This window comes from Halanaerobium sehlinense, from assembly GCF_055379485.1.
Map to the genome: position 1 here is coordinate 1,267,631 of NZ_AP042442.1, position 21,538 is coordinate 1,289,168.

General features: G+C 34.6%; 23 protein-coding genes. 18 read left to right on the forward strand and 5 right to left on the reverse strand.

Features of this window, described 5'->3' with window-relative positions; translation table 11 throughout:
* Positions 1 to 42 precede the first annotated feature (42 nt).
* From ACZ446_RS06045 to ACZ446_RS06100, 12 genes are all read left to right on the forward strand, one after another.
* Positions 43 to 975: an ArsR/SmtB family transcription factor gene (locus ACZ446_RS06045; RefSeq protein WP_464394216.1), complete on the forward strand. Its 933-nt coding sequence runs from the start codon at positions 43 to 45 to the stop codon at positions 973 to 975.
* 240 nt (positions 976 to 1,215) lie between these two features.
* A complete protein-coding gene (locus ACZ446_RS06050) occupies positions 1,216 to 2,106 on the forward strand; it encodes an extracellular solute-binding protein (protein WP_464394217.1) in 891 nt (296 codons plus the stop codon).
* Positions 2,107 to 2,271: 165 nt separating this feature from the next.
* Positions 2,272 to 2,457: a hypothetical protein gene (locus ACZ446_RS06055; protein ID WP_464394218.1), complete on the forward strand. Its 186-nt coding sequence runs from the start codon at positions 2,272 to 2,274 to the stop codon at positions 2,455 to 2,457.
* An 83-nt stretch (positions 2,458 to 2,540) separates the two neighbouring features.
* Positions 2,541 to 3,431 carry a carbohydrate ABC transporter permease gene (locus ACZ446_RS06060; protein WP_464394219.1) on the forward strand — a complete coding sequence of 297 codons (891 nt, stop codon included), beginning with the start codon at positions 2,541 to 2,543 and terminating at the stop codon, positions 3,429 to 3,431.
* Position 3,432: 1 nt separating this feature from the next.
* On the forward strand, positions 3,433 to 4,263 hold the full coding sequence (locus tag ACZ446_RS06065; protein ID WP_464394220.1) for a carbohydrate ABC transporter permease: 831 nt from the start codon (positions 3,433 to 3,435) through the stop codon (positions 4,261 to 4,263).
* Between the two features lie 115 nt (positions 4,264 to 4,378).
* Positions 4,379 to 6,163, forward strand: a complete 1,785-nt coding sequence (locus tag ACZ446_RS06070; RefSeq protein ID WP_464394221.1) for a glycoside hydrolase family 2 protein — start codon at positions 4,379 to 4,381, stop codon at positions 6,161 to 6,163.
* A gap of 152 nt (positions 6,164 to 6,315) precedes the next feature.
* A complete protein-coding gene (locus tag ACZ446_RS06075) occupies positions 6,316 to 7,161 on the forward strand; it encodes an alpha/beta hydrolase (protein WP_464394222.1) in 846 nt (281 codons plus the stop codon).
* A 54-nt stretch (positions 7,162 to 7,215) separates the two neighbouring features.
* The gene (locus ACZ446_RS06080; RefSeq protein WP_464394223.1) at positions 7,216 to 9,180 is read left to right on the forward strand and encodes a thioredoxin domain-containing protein; all 1,965 of its coding nucleotides are present in this window, start codon (positions 7,216 to 7,218) and stop codon (positions 9,178 to 9,180) included.
* Between the two features lie 49 nt (positions 9,181 to 9,229).
* A complete protein-coding gene (locus tag ACZ446_RS06085) occupies positions 9,230 to 9,634 on the forward strand; it encodes a DUF6438 domain-containing protein (RefSeq protein WP_464394224.1) in 405 nt (134 codons plus the stop codon).
* Between the two features lie 5 nt (positions 9,635 to 9,639).
* The gene (gene pepT / locus ACZ446_RS06090) at positions 9,640 to 10,857 is read left to right on the forward strand and encodes a peptidase T (RefSeq protein ID WP_464394225.1); all 1,218 of its coding nucleotides are present in this window, start codon (positions 9,640 to 9,642) and stop codon (positions 10,855 to 10,857) included.
* A gap of 148 nt (positions 10,858 to 11,005) precedes the next feature.
* Positions 11,006 to 12,328, forward strand: coding sequence for an NAD(P)/FAD-dependent oxidoreductase (locus ACZ446_RS06095; protein WP_464394226.1), 1,323 nt, complete (start codon positions 11,006 to 11,008; stop codon positions 12,326 to 12,328).
* 148 nt (positions 12,329 to 12,476) lie between these two features.
* Positions 12,477 to 13,139: a GTP pyrophosphokinase gene (locus tag ACZ446_RS06100; protein ID WP_464394227.1), complete on the forward strand. Its 663-nt coding sequence runs from the start codon at positions 12,477 to 12,479 to the stop codon at positions 13,137 to 13,139.
* Positions 13,140 to 13,153: 14 nt separating this feature from the next.
* Here the strand turns inward: ACZ446_RS06100 and ACZ446_RS06105 are convergent, their stop codons facing one another.
* From ACZ446_RS06105 to ACZ446_RS06120, 4 genes are all read right to left on the reverse strand, one after another.
* Positions 13,154 to 14,950, reverse strand: a complete 1,797-nt coding sequence (locus ACZ446_RS06105; RefSeq protein WP_464394228.1) for an alpha-amylase family glycosyl hydrolase — start codon at positions 14,948 to 14,950, stop codon at positions 13,154 to 13,156.
* Positions 14,951 to 15,160: 210 nt separating this feature from the next.
* Positions 15,161 to 16,279 (reverse strand): IS200/IS605 family element RNA-guided endonuclease TnpB, encoded by a 1,119-nt coding sequence (gene tnpB / locus ACZ446_RS06110; protein WP_464394229.1) that lies wholly within the window; start codon positions 16,277 to 16,279, stop codon positions 15,161 to 15,163.
* Positions 16,280 to 16,290: 11 nt separating this feature from the next.
* Positions 16,291 to 16,701, reverse strand: coding sequence for an IS200/IS605 family transposase (gene tnpA, locus ACZ446_RS06115; RefSeq protein ID WP_464394230.1), 411 nt, complete (start codon positions 16,699 to 16,701; stop codon positions 16,291 to 16,293).
* Complete coding sequence (locus tag ACZ446_RS06120) at positions 16,691 to 16,852, reverse strand: hypothetical protein (RefSeq protein WP_166635247.1); 162 nt, start codon at positions 16,850 to 16,852, stop codon at positions 16,691 to 16,693. Before ACZ446_RS06120 ends, tnpA begins: the two co-directional genes overlap by 11 nt.
* Before the next feature lie 277 nt (positions 16,853 to 17,129).
* On the opposite strand from ACZ446_RS06120, the gene ACZ446_RS06125 reads away from it, so the two are divergent.
* The 4 genes from ACZ446_RS06125 to ACZ446_RS06140 all read left to right on the forward strand — a co-directional run bounded on the left by ACZ446_RS06125 (position 17,130) and on the right by ACZ446_RS06140 (position 19,720).
* On the forward strand, positions 17,130 to 17,837 hold the full coding sequence (locus ACZ446_RS06125) for a CBS domain-containing protein (protein WP_464394231.1): 708 nt from the start codon (positions 17,130 to 17,132) through the stop codon (positions 17,835 to 17,837).
* Between the two features lie 89 nt (positions 17,838 to 17,926).
* Complete coding sequence (locus ACZ446_RS06130) at positions 17,927 to 19,066, forward strand: SEC-C metal-binding domain-containing protein (protein ID WP_464394232.1); 1,140 nt, start codon at positions 17,927 to 17,929, stop codon at positions 19,064 to 19,066.
* A gap of 110 nt (positions 19,067 to 19,176) precedes the next feature.
* Positions 19,177 to 19,311, forward strand: a complete 135-nt coding sequence (locus ACZ446_RS06135) for a hypothetical protein (RefSeq protein ID WP_464394233.1) — start codon at positions 19,177 to 19,179, stop codon at positions 19,309 to 19,311.
* Positions 19,304 to 19,720, forward strand: a complete 417-nt coding sequence (locus tag ACZ446_RS06140; RefSeq protein WP_464394234.1) for a hypothetical protein — start codon at positions 19,304 to 19,306, stop codon at positions 19,718 to 19,720. The genes ACZ446_RS06135 and ACZ446_RS06140 overlap by 8 nt, the downstream gene beginning before the upstream one ends.
* An 84-nt stretch (positions 19,721 to 19,804) precedes the next feature.
* Here ACZ446_RS06140 and ACZ446_RS06145 read toward each other — a convergent pair whose 3' ends face one another.
* A complete protein-coding gene (locus ACZ446_RS06145) occupies positions 19,805 to 20,515 on the reverse strand; it encodes a hypothetical protein (RefSeq protein WP_464394235.1) in 711 nt (236 codons plus the stop codon).
* A gap of 130 nt (positions 20,516 to 20,645) precedes the next feature.
* Between ACZ446_RS06145 and ACZ446_RS06150 the strand changes: the two genes are divergently transcribed.
* Both ACZ446_RS06150 and ACZ446_RS06155 read left to right on the forward strand, forming a co-directional pair.
* Positions 20,646 to 21,020, forward strand: a complete 375-nt coding sequence (locus ACZ446_RS06150; RefSeq protein ID WP_464394236.1) for an HIT family protein — start codon at positions 20,646 to 20,648, stop codon at positions 21,018 to 21,020.
* Positions 21,021 to 21,321: 301 nt separating this feature from the next.
* Complete coding sequence (locus ACZ446_RS06155) at positions 21,322 to 21,537, forward strand: type II toxin-antitoxin system RelE/ParE family toxin (RefSeq protein ID WP_464394237.1); 216 nt, start codon at positions 21,322 to 21,324, stop codon at positions 21,535 to 21,537.
* The last annotated feature ends 1 nt before the right edge of the window (position 21,538 follow it).

Consider the following 21,538-nt stretch of genomic DNA (forward strand, 5'->3'; position numbering starts at 1 on the left):
ATTGTTAAAATAAAGTTAGCAAAAATAAATGGAGTGATTAAAATGAAGGGTAATATAATGGAACTTAAAGATGAAGAACAAATTATTGATGTCCTAAAAGCACTGGGTTCAGAATCCAGAATGAAAATTATAGAAGTTTTACAAAATGAAGATATGAACTTAAACCAGATTTCTGAATTTATAGATATGCCGGCTTCCTCAGTTACGGTTAATATTAAAAAGCTGGAAGCAGCGGGTTTAATTGAAACTGAATATAAGCCCGGCAACCACGGCTCCCAAAAAATATGCAGCTTAAATTATGATAAAATACTGATCAACCTGCCCGGAAATAGAGAGTTAAAAGATAAAAATCTAATTGAAACCTCGATGCCGATTGGAAATTATAAAGATTTTAAAGTCAGTCCAACCTGCGGCCTGGCCTCGGAAAAAGCGGTAATTGGAGAACTGGATTATGTTAAATCATTTTTGAATCCAGAACATATCCACGCCCAAATTCTCTGGTTTGGCAAAGGTTATGTTAAATATGTTTTCCCAAATAATCTGCCTAATAATTCGCAGGCAACCAAATTGGAACTGAGTATGGAAATTTGTTCAGAAACCTCAGATTACAATGAAAACTGGCCATCTGATATTTCAATCTGGATCAACGGAGTTGAAATTGGAGTCTGGACTTCTCCCGGTGATTTTGGTGAAAAAAGAGGTATCTTAAATCCTGACTGGTGGTACTTTGATCAGACTCAGCATGGGTTATTAAAAATCTGGCAGGTCACAGAAGCAGGATCATTTATTGACGGCAACCGGATTTCAGATGTAACTTTAGCTGATTTAAATATTGAAAAAGAAGATTTTATTGATGTCCGGATTGGCGTTAAAGAAGATGCTCGCAATGTAGGTGGGGTCAATTTATTCGGTAAGAAATTTGGTAATTATAGACAGGATATTATGCTCAGATACAGGTATAAATTTAATGATTGATAAAATAATTCAATAAAAATTAAAATAAAAAGCAGGAATTTTTAATTGAGTGTAGAATGTAGATAATAGAGTATAAAAAGTTAGTTTAATTTTTTATGTGCTTTAATTCAATATTTATTAAAATAAAGCATTAATACTTAAACTAAAGGAGGGGATATTTTTTTAGCAAAGAATATTCATAATATTGTTAATTGGAGTTTTAGTTCTAAAAAGTTTGAAAAAACCTGAGGGGGATATAAAATGAATCAAAAATTATTAGTTTTAACTTTAATTACACTGCTGGTTGTTTTTTCCACAAGCGCGATGGCTCAAGTTATTACAGTAGAGTACTGGAATCTTTTTGGCGGTGGGGACGCTGAATTTATGGATGAGATAGTAGCAGAGTTTAATGCAGCTCACGAGAATATCGAAGTAGATGTGACGAGATTAGAATGGGAAGAATATTATACTAAATTGAAGACAGCAACTGCCAGTGGTAACGGACCTGATATTGCAATCAGCCATGTTACCAGAGTCAAAGAACTGGCAGATGAAGGTTTAATTGTTCCCTTAGATGAATTGGGTGCGGCTGTGGATATCAGCTGGAATGAATATAATCAGAATATTTTAAATGGTGCTAAAATTGATGGGGAAATTTATGCAGTACCACTGGATACTCACCCACTAGTTCTTTATTATAACAAAGACTTTTTAAGAGAAGCAGATCTTTTAACAGAAGATGGAACACCTAAAATGGATGGTACATTTATGGAGTTTTTGGGTAAATTAAAATCTGATTCATCAGCAAAATATCCAATGACTAACTGGACAAAGTTAACAGCTGAAGGTCACTACAGGGTCTGGTGGAGTCTTTATAATCAGCTTGGGGGAAGTCCGGTTGTAACAGGAAAAGAACTGACAATTGATAAGGCCAAAGCAGTAGAGGCAATTGAATATATGCAGGAGTTATATAACAAAGAATATTCACCACTGCATTCAGAGTATATGGAAAATGTAAACTTATTTAGAAATAAAGAAGCAGCTACCCTGTTAACAGGTGTTTGGATTACTGGAACTTTAGAGGCAACTGAAGGTTTAGACTTTGGAGTAATTCCAATGCCACAGATTTTTGACAACAGATCTTCCTGGTGAGATTCACATACTCTGGTTATTCCATATGCCAGAAGTGTTGACAATGATAAGCGAGAAGCAGCTTTAACTTTTGCCAAATGGGCTACAGATAATGGCGAACTCTGGGCAAAAGCAGGTCACATTCCAAGTAAGGAAACCGTTAAGGAAAAAGAAGCCTTCCAAAATATGCCTTACAGAATGGATTATGTTAACGCAGCAGATTATGTAAGCTTTGATAGTGCTGGCTCATATACCTGGAGCATCAGAACCGAGATAACAACAGCTTTAAGTAAGGTCTGGAATGAACAAATCACAGCAGAAGAAGCAGTGGAAGAAGCAAGCCGTGGTATAGAAAGATTATTGAGCAGATAAAGAAAGTTGAAACAGTTTGTAAAGCACAGGTGTTTTAAAGCACCTGTGCTCCAATTTTAGAATTTTTAAAGGGGGTTTCAAATTTGAACAGTTATAATAAATTATCAGACCGTTATCCATTTTTAAAGGCACTGCCTTTTCTTCTGCCTTTTGCCCTGGTTTATGCTGTATTTTTGATTTATCCAATTTTTAGAGGTTTTTGGATGAGTTTGCACCGCTGGACAATGATCAGAAATATGGGATTTGTCGGCTTTGACAATTACCTCTATATGATCAAAGACCCTGCCTTCTGGGAGTCTTTAGGTAATACTTTACTCTTTGTTTTAATTTCAACACCAACAATAGTTATTGGGGGCTTAGTTTTAGCATTACTTGCAAACCAGAAAATTAAAGGGCAATTATTTATCAAAATTTCATTCTTTCTTCCTTATGTTTTATCAGTAGCAGTTATTTCATCAATTATGGTTTATTTTTTCCAGCCCCACAGTGGTTTATTAAATGGGATTTTGCAGAGTTATTTTGGAGTAGAAGAGACTATTTTCTGGCTTGGTGAAACAAAGCTGGCCTGGTTTGTAATTGTTTTTGCAACATTATGGTGGACAGTTGGCTTTAATATGATCTTATATCTGGCTGCACTGCAGGATATTCCCCAGTCTTTTTACGAAGCAGCCGAAGTTGATGGTGCGACCAAATTACAGCAGCTTTTATATATTACTCTACCTTCATTAAAACCAATTACCTGGGTGGTAACCCTGCTGCAGATTATCTTTTCTTTTAAGATTTTCTCACAGGTCTGGTTGATAACCGGTGGTGGACCAGGTACAGATACCCGCCCTATAGTTCAGTACATTTATGAAACAAGTTTTAAGCAGAACAGTATGGGTTATGGTGCGGCAATGGCCTTTTCATTTTTCATTATCTTAGTTCTAGTTTCAATGGCTCAAATCTACTTACGTTCAAGAGAGGAAGGTTAAAATGGAAAATAAAACTTCACCAACCACTAAAGTTTTAAAATATTCATTTTCTTATTTGCTGGCTGTATTATTTATATTTCCTATTTTGTGGATGCTTTTTGCTTCACTTAAACCATCAGGCTATCATGTTTCCCAGATTATAGAGTGGTTTTTACCACCTTATTCATTTTCCAATTACTCTGAGGTCGTGGGACAGGCGCCGATTCTTAAGTGGATGTTGAACAGTTTTATAGTTTCGGCAAGTGTTACCTTTATTGTAATAATTTTTGATTCACTGGCAGCTTTTGCCCTGTCAGTTATCGACTTTAAGCATAAAAATTTGGTCTTTGTGCTTTTTACAATTGGTTTAATGGTGCCGACAGAGGCCAATATAGTAGCCTTATTTGATATCGTTCAGAAGCTGGGTTTAGTTAATACCTATCCGGGGCTAATCCTGCCAAGAATTGCAATCCCTCTGGGGATCATTATCTTAAAGGAATTTTTTGATGCTATTCCGAGAGACTTAATTGACAGTGCCCGAATTGACGGCTGCGGCCTTTTTAGAATTTACTTTTCGATTTTCATGCCGTTATCCAAAGCAGCAATTGCTTCAATTGGAATCTTTACCTTTATCCAGGCCTGGAATGCTTTCTTATGGCCTTTTATCGCCATTATGTCCAAAGAAATGTTTACCCTTCCGGTTGGTGTTCCAACCTTTACAGATGCCTATACACCTGATTATTCAATCCCGATGACTGTCAATATGATTGCTTCCTTACCAGCAATTGCGGCTTTCTTATTGTTCCAGAAGCAGATTATCCAGGGAATTAAGTTTACAGGTATTAAAGGTTAAATCGGAACAAAAAAGGTAAATTATAGCAAAAAGGTTGATTTAAACAGAATTATAATTTTATAAACTAACTAGAAAATAGAGATAGATTAAAGAAAGATATTTAAGGAGGATCAACATGGGAAATAAAATACCAAGGCCGGAACATCCTAAAGCTCAGTTTGAGCGGGAGAACTGGCAGAATTTAAATGGTGAATGGAATTTCGCCTTTGATGATCAAAATCAGGGTGAAAAAAATAAATGGTTTGAGCAAAATGAGCTGGGAGAAAAAATAATAGTTCCTTTTACTTTTGAATGCAAAGCCAGCGGTATTGCTGACCGGAGCCAGCATAATTATATCTGGTACCAGAGGAGTTTCGAAGTTGAAGCAGAGTCTGAGCAGAAAGTGATTTTAAACTTTGGGGGAGTTGATTATCTTTGCAAAGTCTGGCTCAACGGATATTTTGTCGGCAGCCATCAGGGGGCTTACGATTCATTTGCTTTTGATATCAGTGACTTTGTCGATTATGAGGGAGAAAATAACTTGGTAGTTAAAGTTGAGGATTCTCTTTCTAAAAATCAACCCCGGGGTAAGCAGACCTATAAAAAGGACAATTTTCTCTGCTGGTATACCAGAAATACCGGTATCTGGCAGACAGTCTGGCTGGAGTTTGTGGATCAAAACCTTTATCTAAAGGATTTGAAAATTACTCCTAACCTTGATCAAAAAGAGGTGGAATTAGCTTATAATTTTGAGGCTGATAATTTTGAGGCAGCAGCTTATAAATTATTAACCAGGATTGAATTTGAAGGCCAGCTGATTAACGAATTTGAGCTGGAAGTAAAGAAAGATAGTTATTGTTTTAAAGTAAAACTTGAAGATCAGAACAATGAACTTAAAATCTGGCAGCCAGGGAATCCAAATTTATATGATCTCAAATTGACTTTACTTAAAGATGATCAAGTTGTTGATCAAATTAATTCCTATTTTGGTATGCGAAAAATATCAATAGTAGAAGATAAGGTATATTTAAATAATAAGCCGCTTTATCAGAAGCTAATTTTAGACCAGGGCTACTGGCCTGATTCTTTAATTACACCTCCTTCTGATCAGGCACTAAAAAAGGATCTGGAGCTAATTAAAGAAATGGGCTTTAACGGAGTCCGCAAACACCAGAAGATTGAAGATGACCGCTTTTATTACTGGGCAGATAAGCTGGGCCTTTTAGTCTGGGCAGAGATGGGTTCTACCTACCAGTATACCGATCGGGCTGTAGAAAATTTCAGCAGCCAGTGGTTGCGAGTAGTCCGAAAATTGTACAACCATCCTTCAATTATCTGCTGGGTGCCCTTCAACGAATCCTGGGGAATCGAAGATGTTGCCAAAAATAGAAAACAGCAGAGTTTTACCGAAAGTATTTATTATTTAACAAAAAGTATTGACCAGCAGCGTCCAATAATTTCAAACGACGGCTGGGAACACACTATTTCAGATATCATAACCTTCCATGATTATGTGGAAAGTACTGCTGAGCTTCGTCAAACATATGTTGAAAGTATAGATCAGCTGCTGCAGAATAAAAAAGTTTTTAATAACCAGGAATATATTAAGGGTGGTAAGTTTATCATGGCTGATAATTACAGCTATCAGGGCCAGCCTATAATTTTCAGTGAGTTTGGCGGTGTTGCTTTTCAGGATAAAGAAGGCTGGGGCTATGGTGAGCAGGTTACATCAAAGGCAGAACTGAGCCAGAGAATAAATAAACTGATGGAAATCATTAGAGATGCCGAATATTTTGAAGGCTACTGCTATACCCAGCTGACAGATGTTGAACAGGAGAAGAACGGCCTGCTGGATGAGAATAGAGAATATAAATTGGAGCTGGAAAAGATTCAAGAATTTAATCAGATTGTAGACAGATGAAAGGAAAGATATGTTTTTTAGATGAAAAAAATAGAAAGCTAAAATTTTATTCTGCAGATTCCCTATCAAATTAGCAAAAATTAAAGGAACTTTCTTCTAAATGACTAATATTAATAATAGATGTTAATAAAATATGATAGGGAGGTTTTATGATGCACAACACTGAATTTATTGAAACCTTTGATGATCAGAAATTATTTCTGCGCCGGGATTTGGTTGATGATCCTCAGGCTGTAGTGATCATTGTCCATGGTTTAAATGAACACCAGGGACGCTATGACTATTTTGCCGGCAGGCTGAATGGAGAAGGCTTTTCTGTTTATCGTTTTGATAACCGCGGCCACGGCAGATCTGATGGGGCTCAGTCCTATATTGAAGATTTTAATACCTACTTAGATGATGCTGATACGGTTTATGAGCTGGTTAAAAAGGAAAATCCTGAACTTCCGATTTTTATGCTCGGCCACAGTATGGGTGGTTTTATTGCTGCTGGCTATGGAGTTAAATACCCGGGTAAATTAAATGGACAGATCTTAAGTGCTGCTGCAACAAATGAACTGGATGCCTTTAGTGAGTTAGAAGAGTTAAGTCTGGAGAATAATCCAGAGATGAAGCTTCCCAATGAACTTGGTAAATTTATTTCAAGATCAGATTATGTGGTTGATGATTATGAAAAAGATTCCTATGTTTCAGAATTTACGACTCTAAAATTAATGAAGGAAGTTTTTATAGACGAAGGAATCCCCTGGTTGGTTTCTAATCTGGATCAGTTCCAGTACCCAGTTTTAATCCTGCACGGAGAGGGAGATAAAATAGTAGATCCTGGCTGTTCAGATAAGTTTTATGATCTTATAGCTTCTGAAGATAAGAGTCTAAAAACTTATCCTGAACTTTACCATGAAATATTGAATTCCGAAGAAAAAGAAACTGTGATTAATGATATTTTAAACTGGCTGGAGGAAAGAGTAGATATCAGAATTGATTTAAAACCAGAATAAGCTAAAAAATAGCGGCCATCTAATTAAAGGTGGTCGTTATTAAAATAGCTGGAGGTGATTAGCTTGGCATCTTTTAATCATTTAAAAAATGAAACAAGTCCTTATTTAAAACAGCATGCCGAAAATCCAGTTGACTGGTATCCCTGGGGGGAAGAAGCTTTTAAGGAAGCGAAAAGAAGGGATCTTCCTATATTTTTATCAATAGGATATTCTACCTGCCACTGGTGTCATGTAATGGAGAGAGAATCATTTACCGATCAGAAAACAGCAGAACTGATAAACAAATATTTTGTCGCTGTAAAAGTTGACCGAGAAGAAAGGCCGGATATAGATCAGGTCTATATGGATGTCTGCAGAGCGATGACCGGGAGTGGTGGCTGGCCTTTAAGTATTTTCATGACAGCTGATAAAAAGCCTTTCTATGCTGCAACCTATATTCCAAAAGAAGATAATTATGGGCGGCTGGGGCTCCTTAGTTTGTTACCAAACATCTATGATGTCTGGATGAATGACAGGGAACAGCTCTTAAATCATTCGGAAAATGTGATCAGCCACCTCAAAAAAGAGCAGAATAATAGCGACCAGGACTTAAAACTTAAGCAGGAAGTAATTACTGAAACTTTAAATATTTTAACTACAATCTATGATGAAAAATATGCCGGTTTTGGCAGTGAACCTAAATTTCCTATGCCCCATTATTTTATCTTTTTAATGGATCAGTGGCAAAAAAGTTCTGACAACAAATATTTAAGAATGACAGAAAAAAGCCTGGCAGCAATGAGATCCGGCGGTATCTTTGATCAACTTGGAGGAGGGTTTCACCGCTATTCAACAGATCGTAAATGGGAGCTGCCTCACTTTGAAAAAATGCTCTATGATCAGGCTTTATTAATCTACAGTTATGCGGAAGCCTATCGGATCACTAAAAAGGATATTTATCTGGATACAATTGAGAAAACAGTTTCTTATCTAAAAAGAGAAATGAGAGATAAGGATGGTGCCTTCTATTCTGCAGAAGATGCTGACAGTGAAGGAATTGAAGGGAAATTTTATCTCTGGGATAAAACCAAATTGAAAAATATTCTTTCTGAAACAGAATACCAGAAATTTTTTAAGGTGTTTAAAGAGAAAGAGAATAATAAAATTACTTTAAGCCTCAACCAGCCGGAATATTTTGCTGAAATACCGGAGATTAAGGCCAAACTCTTTCGGGAAAGAAAAAATAGGGAGAGGCCGGATAAGGATAGAAAAATATTAACTGACTGGAATGGTTTAGCTGTCGCTGCTCTGGCAAAAGCTGGTTTTCTGACCGATAATCAGGAATACATTTCCTTAGCCCAAGCAGCTGTTGATTTTGTCTTTGAAAAGATGAGGGATGATAACGGGAATTTAGTTCATAGCTATCACCAGAAAAAAGCTTCAGCAGTTGATAATCTGGGTGACTATGCCTTTTTATTATGGGGTCTAGTTGAACTTTATCAGGCGACATTAGATAATAAATACTTAATTAAAGCAGAAAAATTAACGAAGAAAATGATTGACCGATTCTGGGACCAGGAATCAGGTGGTTTTTATTTTACTGCTGCTGAAAATAATGAGCTTTTTTTGAGGCGGAAAAAAACCGAGGGTAGTGCGATTCCCTCTGCCAATTCTATAGCCTCTTTTAATCTACTTAAACTGTCTCATTTATTAAATGATGCTGATTTAAGAGAAAAAGTTGAAAAGATGCTGACTACCTTTGCTGCAGAAATAGCTGCTGTACCTGCAAGTCATATTTTCATGCTGCTCAGCTATCAGTATTTAGAAAATCCTTTTAAGGAGATTAATATCTACGGCAGCCTGGATGACCCTCAAGTTAAAGAACTGCTTGCTTACCTGCGTCAGAATTATAAGCCAGAAATACTATTGAAATCTTATCAATCAGAAGCAGGAAAAGAAGATATTGAATTTTCTCTCTGCAATAATTTTGTTTGTGGTGAGAAAACTAATGATTTAAATAAGATAATTTCTGATTTATAATTGATGGCTGCTTAAGAGATTGTAGACTTAAATTAAAAAGGAGCTAATAATGTTCAGAAGAATTTTCTTGAAAAGAACTCCCTGCTATGGCATCTGTCCTGTCTATAAGCTTGAGATTTATCCCGATGGTCAGGTTAATTATTTTGGTGAGCATCGAGTAAGAGTTGAAGGTTTTAAAAGCTGGCAGATTGACAAAAAAGCAGTAGAAGAGTTAAATTATTTAATCAAAAAATATGATTATTTTAACCTAAAAGAAGAGATGGTTACTATGATGAGTACTGATTCTGCTGGCTGTATTACTGAAATAACAATGGATGACGGTAGAAAAAGAAAAATCAAAAATGACTATGGCTGCAATCAGTGGCCGCTTAAACTTAAGGCCTTTGAAAATAGGATCGACAGAATAGTTAATTCTGCTGAATATGTTGAAGAAGAAAATAAATATAGGAGATGAAGTAGATGAATAACGTTGTAGAAAGATTTAAAAAATATATAGCAGTTGACACAAGATCTGATTCAGATTCAGAAACTGTTCCGAGTACCAAAGGTCAGCTTAAGCTTGGTAAAATTTTAGTTGAAGAATTGAATGAACTTGGTCTTAATAATGTGAAGCAAGATGACAAAGGATATATTTATGCCGAACTACCTTCTAATATTGAACGGGAAGTTCCAACTATCGGCTTTATAGCTCACTTAGATACCAGTCCTGATTTGGATGGTAAGGTTTTAAATCCCCAGTTAATAGATTATGAAGGTGGAGATATTAAATTAAATGATCAGTACAGCCTGACTATTGAAGAGTTTCCTTTCTTAAAAGAATTAAAAGGACAAAGCTTGATTACCACAGATGGAACTACACTTTTAGGGGCAGATGATAAAGCAGGAATAGCTGAAATTATGACAGCTCTTGAGTATTTAATTTCAAATCCAGAAATTAAGCACGGAACAATTAAAGTTGGCTTTACCCCGGATGAAGAAATAGGTAGAGGAGCAGATCACTTTGATGTAGAGGCCTTTGGTGCTGATTTTGCCTATACTCTCGATGGTGGACCACTGGGAGAACTGGAGTATGAAAACTTTAATGCAGCTTCTGTTGATCTAAAAATTCAGGGTAAAAATGTCCATCCCGGTACAGCTAAAAACATGATGATAAATTCAATGAAAATAGCGATGGAATTGGATTCGATGCTGCCTGCAGCAGAAGTTCCGGAACATACAGAGGGTTATGAGGGTTTTTATCACTTGACTGAGATCGAGGGCAGTGTGGATTATACTGAGTTAAGTTATATTATAAGGGATTTCTCCAAAGAGGAGTTTGAAGAGAAGAAAAGCTTAATGCAGCAGGTGGTAGACTTTTTAAATAACAAATATGGTGAAAGAATAGAAGTAAAGATAGAAGACAGCTATTATAATATGAAAGAAAAAATAGAGCCTCACTTTGAGATAGTAGAGCTTGCCCAAAAGTCGATGGAGGATCTGGGAATAACTCCAGATATCAAGCCGATCAGAGGTGGAACTGATGGCTCCAGACTTTCCTATATGGGACTGCCAACTCCAAATTTATTTGCCGGCGGCTATAACTTCCACGGCAGATTTGAATTTATACCGGTAGAAAATATGAAAAGAGCAGCAGAATTAATAGTTAAAATTGCTGAAAGTGCAGTTCAACAAAATTGATTTTTAAAGCTGGCAGTTAGCTGTCAGCTTTATTTTTAGATCGAGCTGAAAATCATTTTCAATTAAATCTCAATATTTGTTGACATATGTTCATTATTATATTATAATTTATATCGTAAATAACAAATATAAATTTGGAGGGATTTCTTTGAAAAAGCATGATCTTTTAATTATTGGTGGAGGACCTGCTGGAATTACACTAACTAAAAATATAAAAAATAAAAGAGATATAGGACTTATGAGGCCGGAAGATCATTCGATGATTTACTGTGCGATGCCTTATGTGATAGAAGATTTGCTGCCTTACGAAAAAACCTTAAAAACAGATGACATTGTAACTGATACAGGGGCAGCTCTAATTAGAGACAGGGCAGTAAAGATTGATTTTGAAAATAAAGTTGTTAAAACTGCTAAAGGTGATCAGTACAGTTACAATGAGCTGATTATTGCCACTGGGGCTGATCCAATTCTGCCGCCAATTGCGGGGACAGAGCTGGAGGGAGTCATGACCTTTAAAAGTGAAAATGACTTAAAGGAAATTTTAGAAACTGTCAGCAGGGGAGTCAAAAATGTTTCTGTGGTTGGAGCAGGAGCAATTGGCATAGAGCTGGCCCAGGCTTTAAATGAAAAAGGGATCAATACTAATTTAATAGATATGATGCCGACTGTACTGCCAAATATGTTAGATGAAGATATTGCGGCTGAAGCTGAGGCTGAATTAAAAGAGCTTGGAATTAACTTATATCTGGACAAAAGAGTTGTTGAGCTAAAGGGAGACTCTAATTTGCAGACAGTTGTATTGGATAATGAGCAAGAAATAGAAAGTGAGCTTGTTGTTTTTGCAGTAGGAATGAAGCCCAATGTTGATTTTCTCAAAGAAAGCAATTTAAAGATAGCTGCAGATGGAATTGTTGTTAACAAAAAAATGGAAACTAATATTGCAGATGTCTATGCTGTAGGAGACTGTGTGCAGTTTGAGAGTGGCATTACAGAGGAGGTAATTTCCGGTAAACTGGCAACAAATGCTGTTGCAATGGGCAGAGTGCTGGCCTCAAATTTACTTGGCGGAAATAGAAAGTATAAAGGATTCTATAATGGTGCTGCTACCAAAGTCGGCCAATTCTATGTTGGAGGCACAGGTTTAACTGAAAAACTAGCTGCAGAAAAACATGAAATAGTAACTGCCCAGGCAGAGTTTAAAACAGCCTTTCCGATTATGCCCTTTGCTAAAGATGTTAAACTAAAATTAATTGTCAACAAAGCTGACCGAAAAGTGCTGGGGGGTCAGATTATCAGTGGTGAGCCAGTGACCGATAAAGTTGATAAAATCACGATGGCCGTGCAGTATGGTCTAGATGTTGACCAGCTTTTAGATTTCAATTATTCAGCACAGCCCTATCAGTCTTTTTATCCAGCTCATAACCTCTTAGTCAAAGCAGCAGAAGAAGCTGTTAAAAAACTAAACAGTTAGAAAACAGATAATAAAAATATTTGCAGCTTAAATCCTACTTCCTTAATTGAGGCAGGATTTTTTCTATTGATCTAATCTATTTTTAAGTTTTTTCTGTTATAATAAGCCTGAACAACAAAAAATATAATTAAATTCAGGAGTGTATTAAATGGAAACTAAGATAAGTAAAGAACAGCTGATGAGCATAGCAGATCACTATGGTTTTAAAGAATGGCGGGAGCTGATCTTTATGCATGAATCAGCAATTGAAGAAGTTAACACCAAGCTAAAGATTTTAAATAACGAATTTAAAATAATACATGACCATAACCCAATTGAACATATTAAAACGAGGGTTAAAAAACCTGACAGCATCATCGAAAAACTGGAGCGCAAGGGTTATGAGGTCAATCTGGAAAATGCTAAAACTAAGATCAATGATATAGCTGGAATCCGGATTATCTGTTCCTTTACCGATGATATTTATAAAATTTTGGAGATGATTAAAGCACAGGGTGATATTGAGGTTTTAGAGGTCAAAGATTATATCAAAAATCCCAAGGAGAACGGCTATAGGAGTCTGCATTTATTAATTCAGCTGCCGATATTTTTAAGCAGTCAGGCTCGAATGACTAAGGTTGAAATTCAGATTCGAACAATTGCCATGGACTTTTGGGCCAGTTTAGAACATAAGATTTATTATAAATACAAAAATGATGCTCCAGATGAGATTCCGGAGAAACTAAAGGAATCTGCCGAGATGATCAAAAATCTAGACCAGCAGATGCTGGACATTAAAAAAGAACTGGATGAGTATGCAGAAGTAGATTGATCAAAAACTGCAGTTTAAAAAGACTTATAAATAGCCCTTCCTTTGGCTGGAATCTCTAATTCAAGATAATTTTTACCTTTATCAGCTTCTTTTATCTCTAGTTCTTCTCCAATTTTCTTTTTATCAGACGAGTAGACACAGATAAATTTTTCTCCGGGCAGGTGGATTTCACTGTCAATTAAAACTTTTGCTTTGTGAGCTGTTTTTAATTCACAGTTTATTGCTAACAAAAATTCATCCTGGCTGAAGATCCTTGACCAGGCAATAATTTCTCTGCATCTTTCTTGATCTGCTTGGGGAAGGTGAAAATTGTTAGCTTTTAAGTCTGATATTTCTCTTAAATACTGCCTACCTAATCTGAGGTGAATGTACTCATTTCTAAGTTCAGCCAGTTTTTTAGTTTCTTTATAAACAGGATGTTCTCTGTTAAAAAAACTTCTGTTTCGAGTTCTAAAGGCACCAAATTCTCCTCCAAACATTGATTCTCTTACATATTTGTCGTGGTCTCCACTACCGTCAAATCCCTGTTCAGTTCCATAATAGATGCAGGGAATCCCAGCAGTAAAAAAGTTTAAAAAGACAGCATTTTTAAGCAGAGGTGCTGCTTTTTTATCGGCAGTAAAACGCTCTTTGTGCTGGGGCTTGTACACCATATCATGATCGTCAAACATGGAAATAACTCTTTTATGATACCACTGATTTTCTCCTTCACTTAAAACCTGAGAATTAGTAAAAATCGAGAAATAGTTTTCGGCTGCGGAATATCCCTTGGCTACATTTTCAAGAACTTCCGGGATTTTGTTGATGCCCAGTGCTGCATCAAGACCTGTGTTTTCACAGATGGACTTTGCAAATTCCATCCCACCTGTAATTTCTCCTACTATATAAAAATCCTTTTTTCCCAGAGTTTGAGTAAATTCTTTAATTTCTGTTACAAAAAAACGTACAGCACCTGGGTCCAGATGTTTAACTGTATCCAGTCTAAAGCCATCTAAATCTGCATATGCTATCCAGTATTTATAGCATTCTGTTAAAACTTTTAAGGCTTCAGATGGTTTATAGTTATCTACCTCACCAGAACCAGTATTAATATTTTTTAAGGAGAAAAAATCTCCCTCCCGGAATTCCGGGTCACTATCCCAGTCTCTAATATAACCTTTTTTGCTGAAGGTAGCTAAATTGAAAATTTCTTGCGGCCAGACTCCACCTTCAGGCCAGGTAGTGTTGTAGTTAGGATTATTTGGATCAACAACTGCTCTACCATTCTTATCTCTAAAGGCTTTAACAGGATATTCCTGACCGGTATAGAAGGCATCTTCTGCATCATAAAGAAATACATCAGCTGTGTGGTTGATTATTACATCAAGAATAATATAGATGCCCTTTTTGTGAGCCTTATCAACCAGATTCTTTAAATCAGCTTTTGTGCCAAAATGGGGATCAACCTCTAAAAAGTTTTGAGTTCCATAGCCGTGATAATTTTCTGAGTAAACAGGTTGTTTGAGGACAGGGCTGATCCAGAGGACACTCACACCTAATTCTTTGAGATAGTCCAGCTTTTTTGCTATTCCTTTTAAAGTGCCTCCAATCCATTTTTCTCCACTTTCCAGCCATTTTTGTTTAGCGGCCTCTGTTTTCAAGGCGTTTTCATAATCAGTTTTCTCATTATAAAAAAGAGGATATTCTTTCTCAGATGCAAATCTATCTACAAGCAAAAAGTAAAAAATTTGTTCATCCCATGCTTCCGGAGATTTATGATATTCTCTTGTTTCAGTAATTTCTTTTAAATTAAAATCCTGGATACTCTTCATAAGCGGCCTCCTTATGCTTTATGCATTACCTATTAATAATGTTCTTCAAAATTATTATTTATCCTTTATTGACGCTCTGCGGGGCAAGCCCTCGCAGATTCCTTATTCATAGAACCTAGCCTTTTTACAGTTAATCTCAAGGATTAAGTGTAAACTGGTCTTACAAGTTCTCCAAAGGCTTAAATTTCTGTCCGCCCGACAGTATGTAATCTATCTACTAGCTAATTGTAGTTGTAAACCTTGTTGTAAAATATTCTTGCTAGCATTTATATCTCTATCGTGAATTGAATGACATTTCGGACATTCCCATTCACGAACACTTAAATCTTTGACCTCTTTATTTTGATATCCACATTCGCTACAAAGTTGACTTGAAGGGAAGAATGTATCAATTTTAATTAATTCCCTACCATACCATTCAGCTTTATAGCTTAAATAGTCAACGAATTTAGACCAAGATACATCAGAGATACTTTTTGCTAGTCTAGAATTTTTAAGCATATTCTTAACTTTTAGGTTTTCAACTACTATCGTTTGATTTTCACGAATTAATTTAGTCGAAAGTTTATGTAAGAAGTCTTTTCTAATATTGGATACTTTCTCGTGTACTCTAGCTAATTTATTCTTTACTTTATACCAATTATTTGAGCCTTCTTCTTTTTTAGCAAGTCTTTTATTTAGTCTAGCAATTTTATTTTCATATTTGGATAGAGTTTTAGGATTAGAAACTACTTCACCATTAGAAGTAATTAGAAAATCTTTTAAACCTAAATCTATACCAATGTCTTTATCAGTTTGAGGTAGTTCTTCTACTTCTTCTTGGACACATACAGAAATATAGTATTTGTGAGCTTTTGATTTTCTAATAGTTACATTTTGAATTTTACCTGTGACTTCTCTAGATTTTCTAAATTTAACCCAACCTAATTTGGGTAACTTGATTTTATTATCCTTAATCTCAATACTTTCAGTTCCACTAGAACGCTTGAAGTATTGAGTTCTATAAGATTGCTTATTATTCTTTTTAGACTTGAATTTAGGAAAACCACCCAAACCTTTAAAGAAACGCTTAAATGCTTTGTCTAAGTCTTTTAGAGATTGTTGTAGAGAAATGCTGTCAACTTCTCTTAACCAATTATATTCTTTCTTTAGTTTAGGTAATTGTGTAGCAAATTTAGAATATGATAAGTATTTATTGTCTTTAGATTGAGCTAGGAAGTGGTTGAACACAAACCTCACACAACCTATATTTTTATTGATTAATTCTTCTTGCTCTTTATTAGGTGTAATTCTAAAACTATATGCTTTATCTACAATTTTGGTTTGCATAATTACACCCCCTAATTAGATTTTTGATTTTGAATGTATCTCTTAATAGTATGAGAGCTTACGTTTCCGATTGTACTTAGAAAGTAACCTTTACTCCAAAGCGAACCACAACGAGCATAGAATTTTTTTAGTTTAGGATATTCTTTAAATAGTTTAATTGCAGAAATACTTTTTAAAGTCCTAACTATATCAGTAGGTGCTACTGTTGGTTTGGCTGATAGAAAAATGTGTATATGGTCTGGCATTACTTCCAATTCTAAAATTTCATATTGATATTTATTGCATACATTAGCAAGAATATTTTTTAATGATTGTTCTATATCTCCTTGTATGACTTCAAATCTAAATTTAGGACACCATACAAGATGATATTGTACTAAGTATTTACAATGACTTAAACTTTTGTAATCGTTACTCATCACTATCTAACTCATATTTTTCTTGTATAGCTCTACGCATTAGGTCTAAATAAGTCAATGTAGATTCTTCTTCAACCGAGTATATTCTTGCTAAATTTTCAAGTTCATCTTTCCAGTTTTCAGGAATAGAAATATTAATTTGAACATTTTTCATAAGTTACCCCTCCTTACATATATATTATATTACAGTAGATTGTATATGTAAATAGGAGAAAGTGGTTTTATAGAAGGTTGAGAGGATATTATATTTTTTAAGCAATATTTAATTGCATTAAAAAATATCGGCATTCATCCAGAGGGTAAGCCCGTCTGGTTTTCTGCCGATAAATTCTATAACAGCTTATTCAAAGCTAAAAAGGGATAGGTTTCTTTTTGAAGAATAAGATATTAGTAGCTATTTTAAGAATGATAGAAAAAAAGAGGTGCTAATTATGGAAAGCAAAAAAGATAAATTTATTGAAATGTTTAACGAACTTTATGAACATCTAAAAGATGTTAACGACTGGGACACTAACTTTTATAGCCTGCTGCATGAAGGCAGAAATAATGATTATATTATTAAAAAATATAGGGATGAGCTAGATACTGTCAGGCAAGTTAGAAACTCAATTGCCCATAATAATGAATATTATTTCTTACCCAGCAGCTCCTTATACACCTTATTAGAAGAGATTTTAGAAAAAGTGATAGATTCGCCTAAAATCAGTGACTTTATTGATAATAATTTGATGGTAATAAAGGAAGATACCTCAATAATTAAAACAATCAGGGATATGAAAAAACATGACTATGATCAAATTCCAGTAATAGATCAAAAGGGTAAGTACATTGAATTACTGACCACAAATACAATCATTAGATGGATGGGAGATTTAAAGTCAGATCAGAGCGATAAGCTGATTATTGAGGATGTTCAGGTCAAAGAAGTTTTAAAATATGCAGAAGAGGATGAAGTCTGCGAATTTATTTCGAAAGACAGCAAACTGGATACCTTAATTGATAAGCATGAGTCAATTATAAAAGAAGGAAATAAAATTGATGCCTTTTTGATAACTGAAAATGGGAGTAGAGAGGAAGTTCTGCAGGGAATTATAACCGACTGGGAAATACCGGAAATTTACAATAAGTTGAATATTTGAACCTATGATCTCAGCTGTTGAGAAATTGATATCTTAAATATTTTAGGCTATACTTATTTTATAAATTGCAGCATTAAGGAGCCAAATAAATGAATCAAAATTATAAAGAATTTTTAGCTTCATATACTAAAAGTGACTTAACAGAAATCAGGCAGTACTGGAACTTCAGTGGAATCAGTCAGTTAAATAAAGCAGAATTAGTGGAGGTTCTGGATCAAAAAATAAAAGAAAACTTGAGAGAATGGCTGTCATATCAGAGTTCAAAAGAGGTTGATTTTTTAAAGAAATTAATTAAAGAACAGCAGCAGAAAGATTGGATTACAATAACACCTAAAGATATTTTACCTCCTGCCTTAAATAATTTTCAGGGGCATGGAATTATTGGTATCAAGGATACAGAAGCTGAAAAATCTGTCAGAATACCGGCTGATCTGTCAGCAGATATTGCAAAGATTGTAACTGATTCAGATTTCCAAGATCAGATAAAAAAGAATGATAGGCTGCTTCAATTTGCTCGAGGACTCTTGGCTTATTATGGGGTCCTCTCAATTATGCAGTTAATAGAATTTTACGATTTATATTTTGAGGTTGAAGCTGAGGGAGCAGAATTTTATCATTTTTTAAAATTAGTAAATGAAGCATTTTTAAATACTTTTGATATTGAATACTTTGACCACTATTATCTTTATTCAGGGGTTTTTAATCCGGAAGAAATGATTAGTGAAATAAAAATGAGGCCCCAAATTGATTACTATAAACCTGCAAAGAAAGATATACTTTATGCTGGAAAACATGACCGGGAAAAATTGAATTTTACGCAGCAGAAATTCAGGAAAAAACTGCTTAAAGATTTTTCTCTTTCAAAAGATGATGTAGAAGAGATAATCTGGACTATTATGCTGGATATTAAAAATGACAGGAAGACAATAAAGATTATTCAGGAATTAGCAGACAGGTTAGAATTTGATATTTTTGATCAGGCACAGGATTTCTTTCAGGAAATGAATGACTTTCATAATAATACCCGCCTCTGGATTTTAAAGGGTTATACCCCTAATGAGATTATGGAAGAGGAGCGTAAACACCTGCGTCCACTACCTGAAAAAGAATATAAGTCCAGTTTTCACGGTGAACTGACAGTTATCAAAGGAGAAAAAGTTGGCCGCAATGATCCCTGTCCCTGCGGAAGTGGTAAAAAATATAAGAAGTGCTGTCTGGGTAAAGACTAAAATTTCAAACAAATATATGGAAGCAATTATAATAATATATTTTACTTTATTTCCAAATTATTCTATGATATACTTTTAATAGTATAAATATTAGAAGAGGAGGAAATTTAATGCAGCAATTTGAGGTGACGGCTCATAATTATGATTTCGTTTTTAAAGATTCTTTTAATCTCTTTAAAAATGATATTGGTGATTTCTTAAAGGTGGAGCTGCCTGGAATTAATATTTCTTCCGTTGATGAATAGTGATCAGGATATGGTTAAACGGGTTAAAGAGACTATTGAGCTGGAAGATAAGCTGGATGCTGATCAAAAATTTAAGAATAATTTGGCTGCTCTGACTATTGTGTTGTGTGATAAATTTTTAAGCAGTGAAAATATGATAGAATTATGGAGGGATCGCAAAATGGTTAAATTTTTTAAATATGTTGAAGAGCAGGGTAAGAAAAAAGGAAAAGAAGAAGGTAAGATTGAGGGTAAACAGGAAGAGGCAAGATTAATCCTGATGAGGCAGGTTAAGGCTAAGTTTAAGAATGCAGATAATGAAATTATTGATTTGATCAATAAGGCTGAGTTAAGTAAAATTGAAGATTTAAGTGAAAAAATTGTAACTGCAGATTCTAAAGAAGAAATAATAGATTTTTTGAAACATTAGAATATAAACTAAAATCCTTCTCATATGGGAGGGATTTTCTTGTTACAGAATTATTTTTTTATTCCCTAAGTAGTACAAAAAAGTTTATAGTTTAAATATAAATCTATAAACCAAAAATGAAGTTATTGATATTATAAAAGCCAAAATCAAATAGGTTGAATTCTCTTTTTCGACAAAAATCCTGGTATCCCACCAGATTTTTGGCATCCTGATCAAATCCTTTAATCCCCAGACTTCTTTGCGGCCGATGGCAAGAGTGTATTTACCCTGGTCTTCTTCTGCTGAAAATACTGCCAGGAGGTAAGTTCCTGCTGCAGGAGCTGCAGTTGAAAATTTCTGTCTTCTCCAGTAAGATGTTTGGGTGAATGGTTCAAAAAAGATCTCAGGATTATCTGTATCATCGCTAACAATAATTATATTTTCGTCTGGATTAATTTTTAAGAAAGAATTAATATAATTTATATCATAACCAGCATAATTATTTTCTAAACCCGGTCCTATCAGGGCAACATTTGGCTTGAAATTTTGATATCTTTCAATTTCAGGGATAACCATGCTGAAGTATATCTCCTCACCCTGCTCAACTTTAAATGTGTAGTAATCTATATCGCCTACTTCCTCTAATTGATTGTAGGCAGCCCAAGAAATTTGATGATCTTCAACAAATATAGGATCTTCTCTAGAGTTAGACCCAGAGGTATCTAATGGTATGTGGGCCAGTGCAGTTGATTTGAAATTTATAATTAAAATTAGAACAATTAATATTATTAAAAATAAATCTATGATGATTTTCATTTTCATTTACCCCCTTATTTTTGTATTTATATATCTAATTATACTGCTTATGAAATCAATATACAAAAATTATAGTAAACTTAGAAAACTAAAATATAAAAAAAAACACTTAAAATAGAGGTGAGAATAAATGAGCTGTGTATTTTGTGATTATCTAAAAGAAGATTATATTATAGAAAATGAACTGGCCTTTGCAATCTACGATAAATCCCCGGTCAATGAAGGCCACATGTTGGTGATTTCCAAGCGGCACTTTGCCAGTTATTTTGAGGCAACTGAAGCAGAAATTATTGCTATCTTTGAACTGACAAAAGAATGTAAAAAAATATTGGAAGAAAAATATAATCCTGACGGCTATAATATTGGCTTTAATGTTAATTATGCTGGAGGTCAGACTTTAATGCATCTACATCAGCATATTATTCCCCGCTATGAGGGAGATGTAGATAATCCCAGAGGTGGCATCAGGAGGCTGAAAAAGCAGCTGGTTTATTATGATGGGTAAATTAATTATAAATTTTGCTATAAATTACATTTTATGGTATAATAATCAATATTAAAGTTAATTCTTGATTAATTATAACATTGGTGTTATAATTTAGTTGAGGAAATATTCCTCTGAGAGGTTATAGTATGAGTCAATTTAATATTAAATTCTATACTGACAGTGATGGCAAATGTGATTTTTTCAATTATTATCAAAAACTTAAACTTGAAAAAGAAAGTGGTAATAAAAATAGCAGGATTTTATTTCTCGCTATTTCTCGGAAGCTAAGAATATTAAAAAGAAATGGCACAGAAATAGAATGCCAGATTTTAGATACATTAAGGGCAGTAATTTTCCGATTTGGGAAATTAGAATTAAACATCCAAAGGGATATTTTAGAATTTTTATTTACAGGCGAAATAATATTTATTATGTATTAAATTATTTTTGGAAAAAGCAGGCTAAAACTCCTAAAAAAGAAATTTGGAAGGCAGAAAAATTAATTGAAGATATTGAAAGTCGATTAGGAGGTTAAT